The 19,782-nt window shown below is 41.4% G+C and carries 24 protein-coding genes; 2 read left to right on the top strand and 22 right to left on the bottom strand.

Annotation, left to right across the window (positions count from 1 at the left end):
* Window position 1 precedes the first annotated feature (1 nt).
* The 9 genes from M1F05_RS15265 to M1F05_RS15305 all read right to left on the bottom strand — a co-directional run bounded on the left by M1F05_RS15265 (window position 2) and on the right by M1F05_RS15305 (window position 7,119).
* Complete coding sequence (locus M1F05_RS15265; RefSeq protein WP_004265088.1) at window positions 2-175, bottom strand: DUF4222 domain-containing protein; 174 nt, start codon at window positions 173-175, stop codon at window positions 2-4.
* Window positions 168-1,280: a host cell division inhibitor Icd-like protein gene (locus tag M1F05_RS15270; RefSeq protein ID WP_272574680.1), complete on the bottom strand. Its 1,113-nt coding sequence runs from the start codon at window positions 1,278-1,280 to the stop codon at window positions 168-170. The genes M1F05_RS15265 and M1F05_RS15270 overlap by 8 nt, the downstream gene beginning before the upstream one ends.
* The gene (locus tag M1F05_RS15275; RefSeq protein ID WP_247047692.1) at window positions 1,277-2,092 is read right to left on the bottom strand and encodes an antA/AntB antirepressor family protein; all 816 of its coding nucleotides are present in this window, start codon (window positions 2,090-2,092) and stop codon (window positions 1,277-1,279) included. Before M1F05_RS15275 ends, M1F05_RS15270 begins: the two co-directional genes overlap by 4 nt.
* A 15-nt stretch (window positions 2,093-2,107) precedes the next feature.
* Complete coding sequence (locus tag M1F05_RS15280; protein WP_318825878.1) at window positions 2,108-2,500, bottom strand: hypothetical protein; 393 nt, start codon at window positions 2,498-2,500, stop codon at window positions 2,108-2,110.
* Entirely contained in the window at window positions 2,500-2,718 is a 219-nt protein-coding gene (locus M1F05_RS15285) for a helix-turn-helix transcriptional regulator (protein WP_318825879.1), read from the bottom strand. Before M1F05_RS15285 ends, M1F05_RS15280 begins: the two co-directional genes overlap by 1 nt.
* 116 nt (window positions 2,719-2,834) lie before the next feature.
* Entirely contained in the window at window positions 2,835-3,752 is a 918-nt protein-coding gene (locus M1F05_RS15290) for a hypothetical protein (RefSeq protein WP_318825880.1), read from the bottom strand.
* 217 nt (window positions 3,753-3,969) lie between these two features.
* The gene (locus M1F05_RS15295) at window positions 3,970-5,181 is read right to left on the bottom strand and encodes a tyrosine-type recombinase/integrase (protein ID WP_102139360.1); all 1,212 of its coding nucleotides are present in this window, start codon (window positions 5,179-5,181) and stop codon (window positions 3,970-3,972) included.
* Window positions 5,182-5,826: 645 nt separating this feature from the next.
* On the bottom strand, window positions 5,827-6,114 hold the full coding sequence (locus M1F05_RS15300) for a hypothetical protein (protein ID WP_318825874.1): 288 nt from the start codon (window positions 6,112-6,114) through the stop codon (window positions 5,827-5,829).
* Between the two features lie 816 nt (window positions 6,115-6,930).
* Complete coding sequence (locus M1F05_RS15305; protein ID WP_036960459.1) at window positions 6,931-7,119, bottom strand: hypothetical protein; 189 nt, start codon at window positions 7,117-7,119, stop codon at window positions 6,931-6,933.
* Between the two features lie 1,070 nt (window positions 7,120-8,189).
* On the opposite strand from M1F05_RS15305, the gene M1F05_RS15310 reads away from it, so the two are divergent.
* Entirely contained in the window at window positions 8,190-8,609 is a 420-nt protein-coding gene (locus tag M1F05_RS15310; RefSeq protein ID WP_318825875.1) for a hypothetical protein, read from the top strand.
* A gap of 69 nt (window positions 8,610-8,678) precedes the next feature.
* Window positions 8,679-9,050, top strand: a complete 372-nt coding sequence (locus tag M1F05_RS15315) for a hypothetical protein (protein ID WP_126436657.1) — start codon at window positions 8,679-8,681, stop codon at window positions 9,048-9,050.
* Window positions 9,051-9,617: 567 nt separating this feature from the next.
* Here M1F05_RS15315 and M1F05_RS15320 read toward each other — a convergent pair.
* The 13 genes from M1F05_RS15320 to M1F05_RS15380 all read right to left on the bottom strand — a co-directional run bounded on the left by M1F05_RS15320 (window position 9,618) and on the right by M1F05_RS15380 (window position 19,771).
* Complete coding sequence (locus tag M1F05_RS15320; RefSeq protein ID WP_318825881.1) at window positions 9,618-9,878, bottom strand: hypothetical protein; 261 nt, start codon at window positions 9,876-9,878, stop codon at window positions 9,618-9,620.
* Window positions 9,879-9,985: 107 nt separating this feature from the next.
* Complete coding sequence (locus tag M1F05_RS15325) at window positions 9,986-10,168, bottom strand: hypothetical protein (RefSeq protein WP_318825882.1); 183 nt, start codon at window positions 10,166-10,168, stop codon at window positions 9,986-9,988.
* 393 nt (window positions 10,169-10,561) lie between these two features.
* On the bottom strand, window positions 10,562-10,930 hold the full coding sequence (locus M1F05_RS15330; RefSeq protein WP_239407323.1) for an HK97 gp10 family phage protein: 369 nt from the start codon (window positions 10,928-10,930) through the stop codon (window positions 10,562-10,564).
* Between the two features lie 47 nt (window positions 10,931-10,977).
* Window positions 10,978-11,916: a hypothetical protein gene (locus M1F05_RS15335; protein ID WP_318825883.1), complete on the bottom strand. Its 939-nt coding sequence runs from the start codon at window positions 11,914-11,916 to the stop codon at window positions 10,978-10,980.
* Between the two features lie 64 nt (window positions 11,917-11,980).
* Window positions 11,981-12,184 carry a hypothetical protein gene (locus tag M1F05_RS15340; protein ID WP_318825884.1) on the bottom strand — a complete coding sequence of 68 codons (204 nt, stop codon included), beginning with the start codon at window positions 12,182-12,184 and terminating at the stop codon, window positions 11,981-11,983.
* Between the two features lie 117 nt (window positions 12,185-12,301).
* A complete protein-coding gene (locus M1F05_RS15345) occupies window positions 12,302-14,326 on the bottom strand; it encodes a hypothetical protein (protein WP_318825885.1) in 2,025 nt (674 codons plus the stop codon).
* A 15-nt stretch (window positions 14,327-14,341) separates the two neighbouring features.
* On the bottom strand, window positions 14,342-14,680 hold the full coding sequence (locus tag M1F05_RS15350) for a hypothetical protein (protein WP_004906508.1): 339 nt from the start codon (window positions 14,678-14,680) through the stop codon (window positions 14,342-14,344).
* Window positions 14,680-14,853, bottom strand: coding sequence for a hypothetical protein (locus tag M1F05_RS15355; RefSeq protein ID WP_004255410.1), 174 nt, complete (start codon window positions 14,851-14,853; stop codon window positions 14,680-14,682). The genes M1F05_RS15350 and M1F05_RS15355 overlap by 1 nt, the downstream gene beginning before the upstream one ends.
* A gap of 181 nt (window positions 14,854-15,034) precedes the next feature.
* Window positions 15,035-15,544 (bottom strand): hypothetical protein, encoded by a 510-nt coding sequence (locus M1F05_RS15360; RefSeq protein ID WP_230233016.1) that lies wholly within the window; start codon window positions 15,542-15,544, stop codon window positions 15,035-15,037.
* 77 nt (window positions 15,545-15,621) lie between these two features.
* Window positions 15,622-15,840, bottom strand: coding sequence for a tryptophan synthase subunit alpha (locus M1F05_RS15365; protein WP_137019060.1), 219 nt, complete (start codon window positions 15,838-15,840; stop codon window positions 15,622-15,624).
* Between the two features lie 32 nt (window positions 15,841-15,872).
* Window positions 15,873-16,304 carry a ProQ/FINO family protein gene (locus tag M1F05_RS15370; protein ID WP_318825886.1) on the bottom strand — a complete coding sequence of 144 codons (432 nt, stop codon included), beginning with the start codon at window positions 16,302-16,304 and terminating at the stop codon, window positions 15,873-15,875.
* 408 nt (window positions 16,305-16,712) lie between these two features.
* A complete protein-coding gene (locus M1F05_RS15375) occupies window positions 16,713-19,430 on the bottom strand; it encodes a TOPRIM and DUF927 domain-containing protein (protein WP_239407319.1) in 2,718 nt (905 codons plus the stop codon).
* Complete coding sequence (locus M1F05_RS15380) at window positions 19,427-19,771, bottom strand: hypothetical protein (RefSeq protein WP_172767324.1); 345 nt, start codon at window positions 19,769-19,771, stop codon at window positions 19,427-19,429. The genes M1F05_RS15375 and M1F05_RS15380 overlap by 4 nt, the downstream gene beginning before the upstream one ends.
* Window positions 19,772-19,782 lie beyond the last annotated feature (11 nt).

Genomic DNA, 19,782 nt, shown 5'->3' on the forward strand with positions numbered 1-19,782 from the left:
ATTAAGCCCTCCCCGCATAGGTGTATTCGTTGCTGAACTGGCTTAATGGAACAATGACAGGACTATCAAAGCCGTCTCTCTGAAAGGTCACACGGTTGAATTGAACCGATAGAACTTTGACGGTTTCGCCATTATTTTTGTGAGTGTAGAAGTCATTAGGTTGAGGGTTACGCATGAGCCACCTCCTGAGCAGGTAAGCGACCAGCGAATGACAGAATGTAATCACGTACAAGCATCAGTCTTGCACTGTTCTCGTTCGGTGCTGTAACAGCAATGCGGCAAGGTTTAGCGGTAGTATCTGAGCGTTTAATGCTCAAAAACAGAAATTTGAATTGAGTTTGGGTAGGGGCTGCCATCATAACGATGATCTCCTTTAGTTTATCTAAGGAGTCACCACCAGAGGTGCAAATCTCTATAGGGGTGGTGACACTGACAGGGTTTGCACTACTGGTACTAAAGGAAACCAGCCAACCTTTCGGTTGCCCTGCCAGCATCACCATTGAATTTGGGCGATATAATACCGCAAATTGTAGGTGTGCATAGGCACAGACACAAAAAAAGACGCAAGGCGCGTCATGTGTCACCTTTAGTATATTCAGGGTGCAAATCCTGACACTAGATTTTGCTAGTGCGTTTTTACTATAGCCAAAAGTGAGTAGGAAAGTAAAGTGATTGTCATCAAAGTTTTTAACTAAGCATTCGTATTTATCTGTACTGACTGCAAAATGATCGCTATGTTGATAGTTCTCACTTGCTCGATATTCAATATCGACGTTTCCAAGGGTAGCCGATTGGCTGCCCTTTTTTATGGACTCCGAAAACTCAATTCTTTCGTTTTTTATGGTGTCTAATAACTCAATTCCGCCTCGTGTAGTGACCCAGATTAAACCTTGCCAATGAGGATAATTCTCCTCTTTAGAAAGGTGAGAAAAATCACCTTTAGCAAATGGTGTAAATTCTCCACGTTTTGAGTGACTCAAATTTGAGTAGCGCAAAATATCAGCGTATTTATAACCTGAGAAATATTCCCCAGATTTATTTCCCGTAAATTTGGGTGATTGATTGGCGTAAATTTTCGCTGATACATCGGCTAAAGTTTTAGCTGAGCACTGAGCCAAAATATTGACTGAGTAACCAGACGAAAGTTTGTCTGATTGACTATAACTTGAAGTTAGATTCAAGATGGATAAAAGGGCGTCCATTTTAACCGACTCCCCACCTGCCAGTAGGGGATCATTTGCTTGGTAGGTAATACCCTTTATTAAACATAGGGTAATCATTGCGCCACCTCTACACGTTGCGCTAACCACTTCTGAGATAAGCCGATTAACTTGTCCTTGCGTGCGTGATAGTCCATACCTAGCTCAATTAACGTTGTATTGGTCTGCTCAAGGTATGAAAGGTGCTCTAATTGCGTCTCGCTCATAGCATCACGAGGATTGCCAATAATACCGTTCTGTTTCGCCCATGCCTTAGCCGTAAGTCCACCTAATACAATACGGTTCAGCATGTTTGACTCAGTCGTGTAATGGTGCGGTAGTGTGTTTTTGCCTTGCTCCATACGTGCCAGCTCTAACGCTGAACACATCGGCTTAAAGTAACTGGCCACTTTTAGGCGTGATTTAAGTTGATGGCGTAATTGCTTGGTAATTGTTGGCGCGACTTTGTGTAGTGCTTCTTCACACTTGATAAAGTATTGACGGATTAAGCGGCCTTGTTCGGTACGCTCAACCATTGCTAATTCTTTAGCTGTATTTGTGGTAATCCAGTAATCAGACTCAGGGCGACCAACTTTATTAATTTCCACCCGTTCGGGTGTTAATTGGTCATTAATTGAACCATCACAATTAAAGTAATCAGTATTTTCTATAAATGTATATTGAGCCGTTCTGGATTTAAACCAGCTTGAAAATACACGTCCAACTCCTAACGCTTCATGTAATGAACGAGCACTAACTACGCTAGAAGATAATCCGCCTACTTTAATATGTGAAATAGGTAATAATTCAGCAAAAGATAATTCCTTAATATCGCTAGAGTGGTTTTCAGGGTGAGCGAATCCCTGACCCATTACGGTCATTTTATTTTTCATATTGTTATTTCCTTATTATTCGGTAGGGTACTGCGACAAAATTAATTCAGATTGTGATTTCGAAATGCCTTCATATCCGCCAGCATTGGCGCGTTGGTTGATGAGGTTAATTACCTTCTGCGCGTCTTTCTGGCTACGAATGCGATAACGATAATGTGATCCAATGCCGTCTGGGTTCGGTTCGTCAGTACGCTCTAAATTAATATCCAGCTTTCTTTCAAGTTCTGAAAAATAATTACGACCTGATGATAAGCGACAATATTTTAAAATATCATTTTCGGTAGAACCGTTATAAGCAGATAAAAAATATTTCCATGCTTTGATTTTTTTCGGTGGGTTCTTTGGTAGAATAGACAATGCTACGTTATTCTGAGAAGCCACCTGTGACGGGTGGTTTTTCTTTTCCATTATGCCACCTCACCAGTACGTGATTCAGCAATCTTATTTGCTACCCACTCATCCACTTCTGACTCAACGAAAGCAATAGAACGAGTACCGATTTTTACTGGCTTTGGAAATTCATTTCTTGCAATAAGTACATACAGCCACGCTTTAGCATAGCCTGTACGGCGCATTACTTCAGGTAAACGAATGAGATTTTCTTTTAAGGTTGTAATTGTTGGCATGATGCCCTCTGTTATCTAGTTAATGATACGCCTTAGTGGACGTCCGTAGATCTCAAGAGGGAATATACTTTTTTAGGTTGGAGGTTTTCGTAATATGACAAAAATAGTTCGTAATATTACGAATCAATATTTTTAAGCCAGCCAGAAACTGTATTTCCACTAGGCAAAGGAAGACCCTGAGCATCAAAATCTTTTCTTATTACCCCTACTGGACTTTCAATATGAGAGCGAGGGTTATCTGCAATATCTTTCCCGTATCTCACACAAGTTAATCCATATATATATTGAGCCATAGCATTAATAGTCTTAGGGGACTCTTTTTTATCTGCTTTACAGCCACCTTTATTTGTTAATTTTAAAATATTAGATTTTTTAATTACAGGCAATGCGCCACTCGGTACGCTTGTACAAGGCATAAGCTGATGAGCGTAATCGCCATTATTAACTAAATTGAGAAGATGTGTTAATTGCGCTATATGCTTGTCAACTAAGGGATTCAAACGATCTGCATGAGCTAATTTCATAGCCTCTACTATTTTTAAAGACTCACTAATATCAACTGGGGATAATACCTGATATAAGTCATTACCCTTGATTAATACAATCCCTCTTACGCCATATAAACTTCTCAGTGGTTCATTAAGCCCAACACCCTGGCTATAAAGGCATTCATTGAAGTGTTTAATTACACCGCAAAACATAGCATCCCACAGTCCATCAATTCTAACTATCTCATTATTTATTGGTATTGCATGCTGAATTAAAGTTTCTGGCATTACTGCGTCACTATTCAGCATTTCTAAATTAGCCTTTATCAATGCGTCAGGATCATCAAGTGCTACCGATAATGGAACAGTTTTCAATGAAACTTTTCTTGCGGGGGTGGGGGCTTGAAAATATATAGATGGGGAAATTGCTTCGTCTGCGACGAGCCTTGCGATATCACCAATAGATACTTGTATATCTTGTTTATCCGCTAAAAGCGTCACTATTTCTGAATAGCTTAACCATTCACGATATGCAGATATGTCCACGCCTCATCTCCCTGAGTTTCCATGTGGTCTATTACCGTCCACTAAATAATACTAAAGTAAAGTCTATCGTATATCTGCTTATTATCAAGTGTACTAATTAGATAGTAATTGTGGATAACTTCTGTAATATTTTAAATATTTTTTGTAATAACAAGCAGTTCCAACATAAAAAAACCAGACATTTTACTGTCTGGTTCAGTATTCGATCGCTGGCTACTTAAGCACGTTTAAAGTTACCGTGGACAACATTATCCCCGTTCTCTAATGCTCCCATGTAATCAGCGTACCATTGAAGCATTTCTCTACGTCCATCAATATACTGAGCATGGTTATACGTTCCACGAATAGAGTTCTTATCAACGTGTGCTAGCTGTGTCTCAATCCATGCTGTGTTATAACCTTGTTCATGTAGGATCGTGCTCATTGTGTGCCTGAATCCGTGGCCTGTGGCTCTACCATCATAACCAATACGTTTTATGACCTGATTTATTGCCGCTTCACTCATCGGCTTAGAGGCATCATTCCTGCCATGAAAGATATACTTAAACCGCCCTGTTAAGGTTTGTATTTCTCTGAATAATTCTAACGCCTGTGTAGAGAGTGGAACCATATGGGGACGACGCATTTTCATACGCTCTTTGGGGATTTCCCAAATAGCTTTATCAAAGTCAATTTCTGTCCATTCAGCGGCTCTAAGCTCAATAGTACGAACACCTGTTATCATTAATAGCTTTGTCGCAATTTGAGTGATCTTACTTCCACTACATACAGATAGTGCCTGTAAAAAATCAGGTAATTCATTAACGTTTAAATGGGGGAAGTGTTTTGCTTTTGGTGTAGACAGTGCGCCAGCTAATTCTGATGCAGGGTTATACTCCGCCCGCCCCGTCACAATTGCATAGCGGAATACTTGGTTACATGCCTGTCTTATCTTCTTTAGCTTATCTAACACACCACGCTTTTCTAATTTTCTAAGCACCTCTAGCATATCTAGCGGCTTAATTTCTGTAATGCTAGCTTTACCAATATAAGGGAAGATATCTTTCTGGAAGGCTTCTAATAAGTCATCAGCATAACCTTGCGACCAATTCGGCTTTTTATAGTCATGCCATTCAAGCGTGATTTTCTCAAAGCTATTATTGACCTGAGACTCTTTTTCTCGCTTTTCGGCTTTCTTTACCAACGATGGATCATCACCTAACGCTAATATGCGCTTGGCTTCTTCTCTTTTAGCCCTAGCTTGTGCGAGTGATATTGATGGATATACACCTAAAGCCAGCCTTTTCTCTTTACCAGCATATCTATATTTCATACGCCAATACTTAGAGCCATTTGGAGCAACTTCTAAATACATGCCCCCACCGTCAGAAAGTTTATAAGCTTTCTCTTTTGGCTTGGAAGTATCTACTTGTCTGGCTGTTAGCTTCATTTGGGGGCACCGATTTTCATTGAACGGGGTAATGCCCCCAATTATGCCCCCACATAGTTGTAGATTTCAATAGACGTGACTAGACCTTGGAATACTATGATTTCTTGTGATAACTGATTTTATAAGGGTTTTATAGACTGTTGTAGACTTTGAAATACTTGAGAATGGTACGCCCTACAGGATTCAATATAAATACATAATACACTGATTATAAACGCATTAAATTCATTCAATTTCGTATCATGCCCCCAATTATGCCCCCTTTTTATTTTGTGACTCAAAAATTAAGAGGTTCAGGCTTCAGTATTCCCAATGCCACCAGCATTGCATAAATATCATCAATGGCAATTTTATTGCAGATAATGAAACACCAACCAGAAATAACCTTACCCGTCTTTTCACGACTCCGTTTCAAACGGAACTGTAAAATTAACACTTGTGAGATTTAAATGACGGCAGTGATTATTTGCGCACCTCAATATGAGGTGTACAAAATAGAATAGGTAGGCTGGTGGACTTATTCGAACTGCCCCGATATTTTCGGGTTAGTTAAAGGTAGGCAACTAATTGTGGGTTAGCTTAAAGAGGTGAAATGCCCTCTTTAGATTTTTCGATTTCAAATCGACTTATTGATACTAACATTTACTAACCAGTAACTATCTGCGCCCCTGTTAGCTGATAACCATTAAACCATTCATAACGACCTGTAGCAGTTACTTTGTTTCCTTTCTGGCAGGTCATTAGCTCCAGCGCGTTAATATCGAATGCCACTATCTTTAATGGGTACGGGCTACGCTTGTCACTCTCAACCTGAATAGTCATTGTGGCCATAACTTTACCTGTGGCTGTTTTAACTCGCTCAGGGGCTTTTATTACCGTTCCTGATGAGGTGATCCTGATTGATTTTGCTTTTCTCATTTCTGGTTTATTCATCTTGATACCATCACAATATAAGCCAGTGGTTAAAATATAATGCTAGTGGGACTCTGGAAGATCGGATAATAATTCTAATTTCTAGGGGTGATCTAAACGTTAATTTATCCATGATGATACGGGATAATCCCGTATGTAGATATAAGCTGTTGATTATACTTAATTCCGTTAAATCGACGGAATCAAAATATAACTGATTGATAACATTTAATTCTGTCACAAAACCAGATTAACGCTCATTGGTCATCGTTTCAGTGACCAATGGTAATAGATGGCAACTCATTGTTTTTATTAAAAGTGGTCACAGTGACCTCTCGCCTTGCCACAACTCATTGATGTAACTACAAACGGTCAATTTGACCTCCTGAAATCTTAGCGTAACCTTAGTGTTAGTTTCCATTTGCTAAAGCGCGCTTTCACTGGAAACCATTGTGGAAACCTCCCCGTAACATCCCCGTTTAACCTTGCCGTAGTTCGTTATTGTCGCGACCTATCTTTCCCTCATTAGTGAGGGCAACATCAATTTTAAAATATTGCGGTAACATTTATTTTGGTTCCCTCATCAATGAGGGTAGCATAGTTTAAGTTATTGATATTTATTCAGAGTGATTATTTGCACTGTGGGATTAATCACCATCGGTAACCATTCCTGAGTGGTTACTTTTGGTGGTTACCAGAGTGGTTACTTTTATCTCATGGCCATGATTAGAATATTGCCAGCCAGTGACGAGCCTCCAATTTCAGAGCCTCATGACTCCTTAATCTCAAGGAGTCCTATTCGACCGCCTTAAGTGCCCTTGATTTCAAGGCAACCTATCATCGTTTCGGTGCTGGCTTAGTCCATTGGTAGGTTGGTGCTGTCATTCTGCGTCTGTGACGCTCTTTAGCCTGTATTGTCTGGGCTACACCTGTTCTAATTGCCAGCCTATCGCGTCCGTTAAGTGATTGCCCTTGCTGGTGGGCTAACTCCATCATAACGGCTTCTATTGCTTCACGTTGTAACATGGCTATACCTCAAAGGTGTTGTGATTATAGCTATACCTTGGTTGTGCTGAATTGGAACAATCAAAGCCCATCAATCCACTAGCATAAAACATGCTGTTTTGCTGGCAGCCAGAGTGGCAACCGTCAAAATGGCAACCACGCTCACAGGTTAAAATACGCTATCTCATGGCGAACCCAAAGTGACGGTCTCGGATAAATCAATAGGTTATGTTTTACAGTGGCAACCAAGTTATATCCGTCAAGACTAGTCAAAACTTATTCCCCTTGTTTTGCTGCGTACCATTCTGCGTACTTTTCCATAACATCATGATTTTATTTAATTATAGCGAAATGCGAGAATTAAACACATACCTACTGCGTACCTATTTAATTTTTGACGGGGCTTATAAATTTGTTTGACACGATGTCTGGTTTTGTCTGGTTCTGATGTCAACAATTGTCAACATTCAGTGGAGGGAGTATCCAGTAAAATATAGCCTTTTCGGTGGATACCAAAACGGATACCTTACAATCACTATAGCAACACCATAGTACCACCGTGGTTTATATTAGTACCATTTCGGTACGTTATTACTGCGATTCTTTTTGACATCAAAATAACTACACCGTGTTTTTTTTGGATGATTAGCTGTACAGGCTAATACTTAGCTACTTTGGCTAAAGGCACTAATTTGTGGTTTTGATATGAGAGCTTCATTTCAAGCTGTCCTCAGTATCAAGGGTAGCATTTCAACTGTCACCCTTTCCGACTATGGCCATAATCACAATCGTTAACCCTCCTCAATTTTGAGGGCATTGTTTCTATTGATAAATACAGGCTCAAAAATGAGCCGATTGATTCTATTGGTAAAATTATATTGCGCTCAAATTTGAGCTTTGCCATGTATTCAGTCAGTTACAAGACGCAATAATACGCTTTGCTTGTTTTACAGTAAGTTACCCTAACTTTGTTATATTAAGTTATACAATTACTCGTTAAATCCACCAGCAATTTTACATTTTCTAATCTGTATAACATCGTTATACGCTGATATAATAAACACTCACTGAGCTAATAACGGACTATTATCATGAGCAAATCTAATCTTATTGCCTTTCGTTTACCTGCTGAATTGCAAGCCCTGTTTAATGATGCTGTATCGAACTCTGGTACCGATAAAACAGCGTGGATAGTCTCAGCTATCAAAGAGAAGTTAAACCGCCCAGACAGTAATCCTGATGCTCGTATGCTGTCGCTGGTGGAACGCCTAGAATCGTCTGTGGCGTCTTTGATTGCTGGCAAGGCTGATATTCCACCTTATACCTATAATGAGTCTGCTGTCGTTTCTGTGGTTAATTTGGTGCTGTCAGAGGGTATAGATAACGGACGCATTATAGCTGAGCGAATTAACGAGGCTGGCTATCAGACTAAAGGCGGTAAAGCGTGGGATAAAGATATTTATTCAGCATGGAAGCGTCACAAGGATATTTCGTACAAGTTGAGTTTCTGATTGTTATAAGTAAATATTTATATCAAACATCTGTCACTTGTCTACTTGTAGCAACTTAAGGGATTCAAAATGAACAATACTGAAATCTATGGGATTGAAAAAATAAATAAAGCCTATCGTTTACGCCTACAAGAGATTGAGTCTTGCCATACTTCGGGGGAGAGAATGTCTCGGATAATGGCTTGGAATGCTTTTATCAATGACCAAGTTAGATTAGATGATACTAACTCTTCAACTGATAAAATAGCCAGTTTAAAGTATATGGAATCAATTGAGCTAAATGACGGAGATATTGGAATAAGTGAGCCTGAATTTATTAACTATTTTTTTGATGAAACTTGCGTTATCAATAAAAGGGTCACACAAAAGAAAGTTAAATTTGTATTTTACTTATTTCTTGCTTTAGCTGCTTATGGAATTTACGCCATCTTTTTTAAATAAAATCAACATCCGTAATTGCGTTTATTAACATCAAAGATAGTAATTTACTTGCGCACGAGACCTTATCAAAACTTATCATCTAGTGCGCAATTTACCGATACATTCCGATACATATCAAACTGCGAATGATTACTAAGTTTTACTAAGTTCAACGTGTAGTTTTATATAGTTGAAAACTGCGAACAACCTTAACATTTCTCAACAATGAACCATAACAATTGATAACAGGTCATCATTGAACAAAACCAGACAGAAAGCGGCTTTAATACTACATTCCCACTTCATGGCCAACTGGGAAATTCGCACTTTTGTTCGCAGTTTTAGTGCGCAATTTTGATATCAATTCGCAGTGTGATATTTCACTCAATATTATCTATTTATCGGTATGTTAGCTGCCATATCAATAAGTCTAAAACGTTAGGATTTGTTAGGATTAATGCGTGAGGTTTCGTGAGGTGGCATTGGACTGAAATATGTTATCAAATGTTATCATTTACCCTTAAGAAACCTTAAGATTTTACCTGAAATAATCTTAGGATTTCTTAGGATTTTGGCATTAGAAAAACATTAAGAATTACTTTCGCGTTTAGCATCACCCATTGCTTTCTTAATTGCTGGTATTGCGCCTTCATAATTAAAATAGCCGCTAGATGGATGATACAAATAGGCTACTTTAACATTATCATTTAACGCAGTAACCCATTCACCTAACATAGAGCCTAACACTATAACTACATCGGGTTTCAATGATTCTACAACGGCTAAAAACGGTTTTTTCTGCTGCTTCCCACATTTCAGTTGTTGGCCTAATTCGCCCTGACTCTCCAACAATACCCTGTACATAATTGTAGAAAGCTACATGTTCCCAAAAATTAGAACGTGTATCTTCTGATAGTTCATCTTCACTATATAGCCCTAATACAGCTTTAGTAATTTTAGTAAAAAACGCATTGGGGATGATCTTGGGCATTATGTTTTATAACATGTTGAGTCCAGTCACTATCTGGCTCATCATCATTTTCAGCGTAATGTGACTCACCAAGTATGAGTATTTTTATACCAAACATACTGTTTTCATAATTAGCGCCAACCCAAGGATAGAAATTTACATTTTCCATTTTATTTATCACCCTAAAATCAAATAATTCTATCTACATTAGCACTCTCTACGATGTACATAAATCATCATTCCTAACGTGCCCGAAAATCATCATTCCTAGCGTGTCACTAAATCGTCAAAGGTTTACAGTCTCGCGTGCGCGTACTGCTCCGTTAATCATCAAAGTTCACGCTGTAGCTTCTCAATAATTGCTTGCCTCACAAACTCCGCACGATTGCCCCTAGTCACTCTATCGGCTCTAATGTGAATATCTACCATATCAATCACTGACTGCTCACACGTCACGATTAGGCGCGTTGTCGGCACATCATTAAAAATAACGGTTGGTTTTCTTTTTGATTGTTTTCTGCATATTTCCCCCTCGCGCGTACTGGTATCTAAATCATCAAAGTTAACGCTTCAATTCTTCCTGAATATACTTAGCTAAATTGGGTAATTTTTCCTCTACACCTTTTTTCAGGAACTCTTTTTTAGCCGTTGGGCGCTTAAACTTCTGCTTAACTTTCGGGTCATGCACATACGCGGCATAGCTGGCGGAGTAACCAATACGCCCCGTTACTCTTGTGCCGTTAACTGTAACTGTACGAAATTGGCTATTAATCAATGTTGATGTATCGATAGGCGTATAGACTGCGGCTTGCGCTCCAGCATCGATAAGAAACCGCTGCATAGCGCGTGATACGCGTTGCTCTACATGTTGGCAATATTGCTGGAACGATTGATTACGACCTCTTCTCTTAGAGACTTTCACTTTTATCATTGCTGTACTCCAATAAAACTAAAGGGCAGAAATCTGCCCCATTAAAATTAAAAGCTGCCTCTTGCCTTTCTGCCTAACCCATAAGCATGACGTAAAGCATCATCTAATTTCCCACCGTTCATCACTTCATGAATAATTTCATCAAGCGTGATCGTGTTTGTCCTTGGGTCATATTGTGGCTGACCAAATTCAACCTGAGCACTCGCAACGGTGTTATTCACATTGATAACAACATTAGGCACACCACCGCCCCCAATATCACGATTAGGAATAACCTTACCGCCTTCTCCTGGTAAAAGGTAATTTCTCCCTGCGGCTTGGAATATTTCAGGCTTACCACCTTCACCAAATCGATACATTTTATTTGCATCGACCGCACCACCGTTATAACGCCCACCACCAAAGCCAATCATTGACATAGACGTAGCTTTCCCTGCGGCCTGTGCGGTTGTATAGGCTGATAATCCCGTTCCTGATGCGGCTCCGCCTGTTGCGATTGATGCCGCGATTGCTGCTGGTGTCCATGCCGCTAATGCTGCCGCCCCTCCTGCTGTTGCTGCCGCTGCGTTCGCTGCCTGTGAAGCAACGCCAATTGTTTTGGTCAGAATGAAGTTTTTAAGCATCTCCACACCAACCTGAGCAATGGAATTTACAACACTGTTTAGCATCGTATTACCTAACGAACGCAACGCCTCTGACGCATCCATTGAGCCAGTGATTAACCCTGTCATGACGTTTGAAACATTACCCGCCAGAGAATCAACCGCTGAAGCCAACATTTCATAGCCTAGGTTCTGCTGCCTCATTAGCTCCCATTGTGCCGCTAACTGCTGCTGTTGATACTCTTTCTCTGCTGCGGTTCTGAGTAGCTGATATTGTGCGTCAGTTGCCGCTTTGGATGCGGTGAACTGGTCATGGCTAATTTGTTGTTTTGCATAGGCTTCATTAAGTATTTGTAACTCTTGCGCCTTGTATTCTTTCATCATGGCCAACTTCTGAGTATGCTCATTAGCCAATGCCTGAATCGGGTCAAATTTAGCGCGGTTCTCCTCAATGTAATTCCACTGAGGCATTGATTTTGATATCGGTCATTCCCTGATTAAATGACACCATCGCCTCACGCCCCATGCGCTCAAAATCTTCCTTGTTGATGAATCCCTCATCTAACAAACGCTTGAGGGTTTTCACTTCCTCACCAAAGGTATGCGCCAGTTTTAATTCTGGGGTGATTTCCTGAGCCGCAATAAAAATCATTCACGCGCTGATTGAGGTCAAAACAGTTCCGCTGCCTCTTTTGAGATAGCCGCTTTTTGTTTCTCTGTTGCCTGTGCTCCTAGTCGCTGAACAGCTTCATAGATTGCCATTTCGCGGTTAACATCGGCTGCGCCGCTTTCCAGTAATCCATAGCGTTTTTTCAGTGTGGCCCAATTGCTCACTCTGACGTTTTATCGCTTCATTCGCTTGGTTGGCGGCTTTAGCTGACCTGTTACCTTTTGATTTACTGCTAAGTGCGGCTTCTTGGGCTTCACGTAACTTGCGTATGGCTTCAATAGCTTTCGGGAGTTCGGTATTGTAGGCTGCTGAACCTTGTTGTAATCCCATTTGCATAAGAAGTAACGAGGCGTTGTATTCATCCAGTGCCGGCTTACCGTCTTTCATGCCAATAGTGAGGGCTTGGGTGCGCTGCTCAATCTCAGTAAGCGAGTTAGCAAGGTTCAAACTGACCTTTTTATCAAACTCATCCGTTAATTCTTGGATTTTCTGTTTAAATATTTCAGAGTCTTTAACAAAGCCATCAGCAATCAATGCCTTTTCCAGCTCTTTGATAGCCTGCTCTTTCTTAACCGCTGCCTCGCTGCCTAATTCCAGTGATCGGGCTACTTGTTGGTTAGCATCAATAACGCCTTTAGCTTGGCGTTGGTAGATTAAATCGGCTCTGGTCAGTTCATCTGTTTGTTGCGCTCTAACCTTAGCAATATCAGCGGCTTTACCTTGCGATACCGTCCAGCGTCGAATATTTTGCTCACCTTCAGAAATAAGTAGCTCATATTGCTGCTGTTTTTTAGTCAGCTCCTTGATTGCGTCAACATAGCTGTCTAGCGCATAAGTAGAGCCTATTTCTCCATCTTGTTCTTTAAGTTTATTAACTGCCTTTTCAATTCTGCCAAGTTCTTCTCTATGGGCTCTGAGATCCACATTTACGGCTTCAAGGCTTTTTTTCTGTCCGTCTAACTCTGTGGTTGTTTCCGCTATTTTCTCGCCTAAGCGGTTAGCCACAACGCGCGCCTGTTTTGCTGACAGTTCGTCAATTTTGTCAATCCACTGATCTACCCTGTCGTTAAACTCTTTAGTTGCGGTGTCATCGTTCATGGCGTTATACAGCGCGTAAACACCTGCGGCAGCTAAAAAGAATACACCAGTAGGACCACCTAACAATCCCACTGCGCCCCGTAACCCTTGCATAGCGATAGACTGAGTTTTAGCGGCTTGTGCTGCGCGGTTATTGGCTACGGTCACTGCGTCCGTTGTGGTTGCTAGTGTGGCTTTCGCTTTTTGCTCTAATGCTAATGCCGCATTTAATTTATGGGTTGCGTTGGCTTCAACTTCTTTCGCTTTAGCAACTTGAGCCTCAACACGCGCAATTTCTTTCCCTGTTGTGGCTAAATGCGTTTTGATTTTGGTTTCTGTGGCGTGTAGGGCGTTGCTGGCTTTGGTGACGCGTTGTAGATTTTCCTCACTCGCTGCCATTTGATAGGTTATTTCGGCATCCTTGAGCTGTACCGCCTGCCGTGCTCTCAGTGACTCTAAATCACGCTGCTTGGCATCATTAGCTGCTTCTAGTGAATAAACGTGCTCTAACGCTGCCTGAGCCGCTTTTAACTCGGCTTGTGCGGATACTGTCAGATTTCTAGCGTTAATGACTTCTTGGGAGGCTGCGGCTTGTAATGCCTGTGCTTTCATTTGAATAGCGCGAGTATGTGAAACCTCGGCTTGTGTGGCGTTAATCGCCCCTTGAGTGTGCTGTAAGAGTGAAGAGGTCGCACTGCCAATGTTAGAAATATACCCCACACCTAATAACCCAGAGACATTACTAATTACCCCTGTAAACCGCGCATTCGCACTAGTCGCTCTATCTGTTGCGGCTGACGCTGCGCCAATTTGCCCCGTTAACTCGCTCATTTGACGTGATAATCGGTTAATTTCAGGCATTTTTAACGTACTGGAAACGGCCATTGCTGTTTTATCGAAACGGTAAAAGGCTTTCGACGTATCATCAGCCTGCTTACCCATTTCAGCCATTTTCCGCTTTGTTTCTCTAATCGCTTTATTCGCTTCAAGCAAGCTCTCAGTCTCACCATGTATGTCTATTGTATAACCTTCACCGTGATACGTCATAATTGTTCCCTCTAATTAATGCACGGCTGATAAGCCACTGACATTACCGTCACGTAATGCAAAACGTGTCATTTCGCCAATCACGTAAATACACTGATCTGTGATGGAGTATGGCTTAGTGAATACATTCAAATATGGGAGCAATAAATCACAGGCCTTACTCTCAACGTCGAACGACTCACCGCGAGACTTAACGATCGATACCGCATTATCAAATAGCCCTGCCGCCAGCAATTCAGGGATCACTTCGCCTGTAATGCCGTTATAAGTCACTAATGTTGTTCCCGTTTCCGCTTTTAGCCCATCAACATAAATCTGAGCTATGGTGCTTGCTAACTGCTGTAACTTTTCCATTAGAACCCCTCACGCTGTAAGGCATCACTTAATAGCCCTTGAATCAATTGGCTAATAGGCGCTCGTTGAATGAAAACATCTTTTTCACCCTGTTTTTCTTTAAATTTTTTAACGCGATCTACTATGTCGCTTTCAATTGACACTGCCTTGAAGGTTCTTTTTTGCTTATCCATGATTATTTACCCACCCTGTAATTATATACACTACAATTATAATCCAGAGCAAAAAATAAACAACAATATATTGCTATAAATAATCGAAAGTATAGAAATATTTCCTAATTATTTTGGCTTTGATGGTATTAAGACAACAAAAAAACCGACTCAAGGTCGGCTTTTGTTTTTTAGGTGTTTTCTAGTTTAGAGGTTTTGCATAGTTGGTTAGAATGGCTAATTTACCATCTTTATCTCTAATACCAACTGAAACTAACACTTTGTACCCTTCTTTGTCGTATTCAGCCTTTATCTTGCTACACCCTATTTTATTTAGGCAAGCAATAAAGTTTGATTCATCCTCAATTTTAATTATTTTATTTGTTGGATCACCATACGCTACATTCACCTCATCAACCGCATTGTTAAATTTCTTCATTACTTCTTGTTGGCTTGTTTCACCCAATGCCTCTGAGCGTAATACTTGAACCAACCCTAGTTTTTTATTAAATATTAAAACCGTTGATCCTGTAACTCCGCTTGGAGTATTGGTTACCTCACACACTGGGAACTTACATCCTTCACCATCTAAGTTTAGCTTTTGAATTTCCTCCACCGATTGCCCCCACTTAAATCCGTAGGGTGCTGGTGGACTGTTATCACATCCCGATAGAAACAAAGCCAATAGAGCCGTTATCATGATTTTTTTCATTTGGTGATCCCTTTAGTTGATAAGGCCAATTATACATAACCGCCTCGGCTTATGCTTTGGCGGTGTTCAACTAATAACTATCTGTAACGCCTAATCAGAGCCTTTCTAGCAATTTTGATTTGATCTGGCGTACCTGTAATAACCATGCGTCTAAAAATAAATCCTGAAGTTTTGACATTAACGTCAGCGATACGCCTGACGGCTTGCATGGCATATTTAATTTTATCAAGCTCAAAAATTGTATAAGCCAATTCAATTACATCTTGATTACCTTTGCTTCTGTAAATAATTTTCATAAGGCTCCTGTATCATTTCTTTAGCCACTCTATCAGTTTTTCTCCGCTATGCTTTGTTGTTCTGGCGTAACCTCTCCGTTAGGTTGTCCGTGTATATCAAACCGATTGCCGCCCAGAGTAAGGGCTTTCAAATAAGCCTTGCGGCTGATGTATGACCGTAATCCCTGTTTAATGTGGCTCTCTGGGATATCCAGTCCTTTATCTTTAACCTCTGCAATCATGGCTTCCTTGATGCCAATCATTAGCGGCTTGGCTTCTAGTTCACTGAATAGCGTCCAATGCTTCGCTATACGGTCGATACGGTGTTGTTTCTTCTTCGCATGAACATCTGCCTTGTTTTTCTTCTTCGGTTGCTGTGGTGCTTCCTGTGGCGTTTTAGCTTGTATACTTTTTGATGCGTTCGTCGCTGGTGGATTTGTTACGTTATTGTTATTTTTTCTTAATGATAAAGTCACTCGGGTCATGATTTCTTTTTCCTCAAAAAAACTTTTCTATTAAATACGCGATCAGGTGTTGGTTCAGTCGGTTCAGTTGGTTCAATTTGTAAAGATGCTTGTTTTTAAAGTATTTATTTAAAAATACTGAACCAACATACCCATGATTTGAACCGACATTTTCTATGTATGAACCAACATCGAATTTAAAAATGCCATCCAGTGGAAAAACTCTTTAATTCTGTGTGTTGGTTCAAAATGCCACTTTGTCGGTTCAAAACAGCCTCTTGTTGGTTCAGTGTTGGTTCAATAAATGCTATTTTTCCCTTATAAATCAATAAAACTTATCTACTGAACCAACTGAACCGACACTAAAACGATAAAATCACGCACATGAAAAAAACATTATGAGATTTTCATCCCTCCGCTAGTTGTTGCTCAATTGTTATCTTCTTCTGTGCTATCTGGAGCGAACTGCAAAACGTAAACATTAAATTGCCGTCCGTCTATGCGTGGGCTTTTTCGTTGATAGCCTCTCCCACTGGTGGGTGGTGTTAACATGCCAGCCATTTTTAACGCCTCAGCAAATTGTTTGTAGTTAAACCCTGCCGCGATTTCTTTCTCAAAGGCGGACGGGAAGGTATAAAAGATTATCGGGTCATCCTCGTTACTGCCTTTCTTCCTATATCCTGCAAGGTCTCTAATAGGTAGATCCCTAACATCATAAGGAATTGGGGCAAATCGGCTTAATCCGTGAGCATTCAAAAACGCCTCAGCTTGTTCTTTGATTTGCTCATACTCTTTGTTTCCCGTGCCGAACTCTGCAACCCATACGTTAAATATTGCTTGAACTACATCCCTACAATCTTGTTCACTCCACCCCGTAATCACACGGCCCATAATCAAAGCGGCTTCAATCGTGGCGAATCGGTCGCTCGCTCGGTGTACCTGTTCCCCGTAGCTACTTGGAATTAACTTATTCCAGCGTTGCTGGGCGGCTCTGTAGGCTTCTTTAGCTTCGTCTTTATGATTCGATAGATACTCAATCCAATAACGTCCTGCTGCCCCGTAGCTATCACGACAATTCACCTTGATTAAATCCGCGTGGGCTTTCCCTGTTTCACATTCGTGTAGTTCGGTGGCGCGTTCTATGGGGATATTTAGTAATCGCACTAATTGCCCTGCGTTCACTTTCACACCTGAATTTAATAAAAAGGTTTCAATGTCTTTTTCCCCTGTACTAATGGCCACCGTCCGCCAGCTTTGAACCTGCCTATTGCCACCATCTTTCGCGCCTTGTATCTTGCCTTTGCCATTAAACAGCGTGTAAGCTGATTTATAGACGTGTTTAGGGTCTGCCCCTTGTCCAACTTCATCCAAATACAAAAGCCCGTCATTGTGCGCTACAGCCTCGTTAGTCATGCCGTATTCAGTGCCATACCACGTTAAACGCTGCAAATCGGGATCACCGTACAAGCTCACGGCCATATCTGCGGTGGTGCTTTTCCCTGCTGTCGATTGGGCGTAAATGTGAATACCAAAGCTGTCCGCCCCTGTGATACTCGTCATCGGTGCGGCTAAGGCTGCGCCAATCGCAAACATCATAAAACTATTACCGTTAGCCAATCGTGCAACATCATTCCGCCAGCTTTCTACTGTTCCGCTTGTCTGGTAGGCGGTAGCGGCTGCGCTTTGCCCGTTAAAAAATATCGGTTGCTCAGGTGTACCAATGATTGAGCCGTCTGGCATGATGTACGCGCCTTTGTGCCAGCCTGATTTATTGGTGATACTCCAATTCTCTTTGAATTTCTGGCGCAAGAGCCAATCAGATAAAGACTGTCTTAGCCCTGATTTAGTTGTCACAATTAGCCCTGCATTTTTAAGCGTTTTCCAGCCCTCACGCTCGCCAATATCCCCCATCGGAACAGCTTGAACGTTGTTATTGCCCCACTCGAAAATCAAATACTTTTGATTCAGGTCATTAACGCCTTTCGTAATGCGTTTTATGGCGTTAGATAACCATTGTTCATGATTGATGATCTCCCCTGTTTCTTTGTCCGCTTTAGGTGTAACCAGAAATACACCGTCGTCGCGTGATTCAATGCGTATTTTCATGGGGTCTGATTTAAGGGCTTTGTGGTTTACATCAATCTCAATCATTACCTTACTTCCTTGTTTATCCACTTCGGCATTAAATGCCTGTCTTGCTGCCTCAATGCCGTGTGATAAGCGATAATCATCCCAATCGGCTTTATCATCAGTAGGCGGTAAAACAGCAATACCATTAACCGCCTTAGCTGCCTTTTCAGCCGCTAGCTTTCCTGTGTTTGATTGGTCGGGTTTAATATCGTTGTCACCTGCAATGATAATCTGGCTCTCTGGGTACTTCGTCCGCATCACCTTAGCCACATGAATTAAGTTACCCGCATCAATTGCCGCTACTGTGTACGCTTCTGGTTGGATTAACTGGCACGTCATGGCGGTTGCCAATCCCTCAGCGATTATCACCGTAGAAACATTTACAGGCTCATTGATAGGGTAATAGCTGCCATTCTTCGCACTATCGAGTAATAGCCGTTTCTCGCCATTAGGTTTAATGGTCTGTGCGGCTGTGATTGTGCCGTCAGCGTCCATCAATGGAATAATTAGCGATCCATCTGTTAATAGGGTCACGGTGGTACTATCAAAGCCTTTAGTCTTGAGATAATCGGATTCACCCTGTTTAGCATTGGCAATTGTGCGGCTGTATCGCGCTGCAAAGCGTTTATGCTTCTCTACCTGCTCGTTAGCTTGGTTCTGGGCTTGCTGCGCTTTCAATGCGTCCTGTTGCGCTTTTACCTCATGGCTACGGTAGGCTGGTGGATTATCTGAACGGGTATCAATACCAATCATGCCAGCCACCTCATAAGCGGCTTCTGTCACGCTGCCCCCCAGAACACGCTGAACTAAGTCCAACCCATCACCCGAGCCGCACTGGTTACAAATAAACGTGCCGTTGCCGTCTTTGTCGTCAAATCTAAAACGGTCTTTACCGCCACAATGAGGGCAAGCGGTGTGCGTGTTTAGGGGCACTTCTGCCCCAAGGTTAGATAATATGTTTTGCCATTGTCCGTTAGCTTTCAGCTTCACCTCACGGATAACATCAATCGGTTTCATTGAAACGCCCCCTTATCGGCTAAAGAGTCGCCCATATCATTAATCATGCTTTGCCAAACCTCGCGCCCGTAACCCGTGATATAGCCATTAATCACGCACTGATCCATTAAACTAACGGCTGTTGTTTCCCACATAGGAACAGACTGTTTAAGTGCTTCCAGCAAATAACTATCGACGAGCATTCGAATACCTTTCACACCGTCAATAATGGCAACCTCAATGGCCTTATTGCCTACATTCATCGGAAACCAATCACCGCCATTACGTGTGGTTACATCGTGATAAATAGCGGCTGCGTAGCTATTCGCCAGTGAATTAACTTTAAAATTCTTCGTTATCATGTCATTACGTC

This window comes from Providencia sp. PROV252 (assembly GCF_033676005.1).
Lineage (GTDB): Bacteria > Pseudomonadota > Gammaproteobacteria > Enterobacterales > Enterobacteriaceae > Providencia > Providencia vermicola.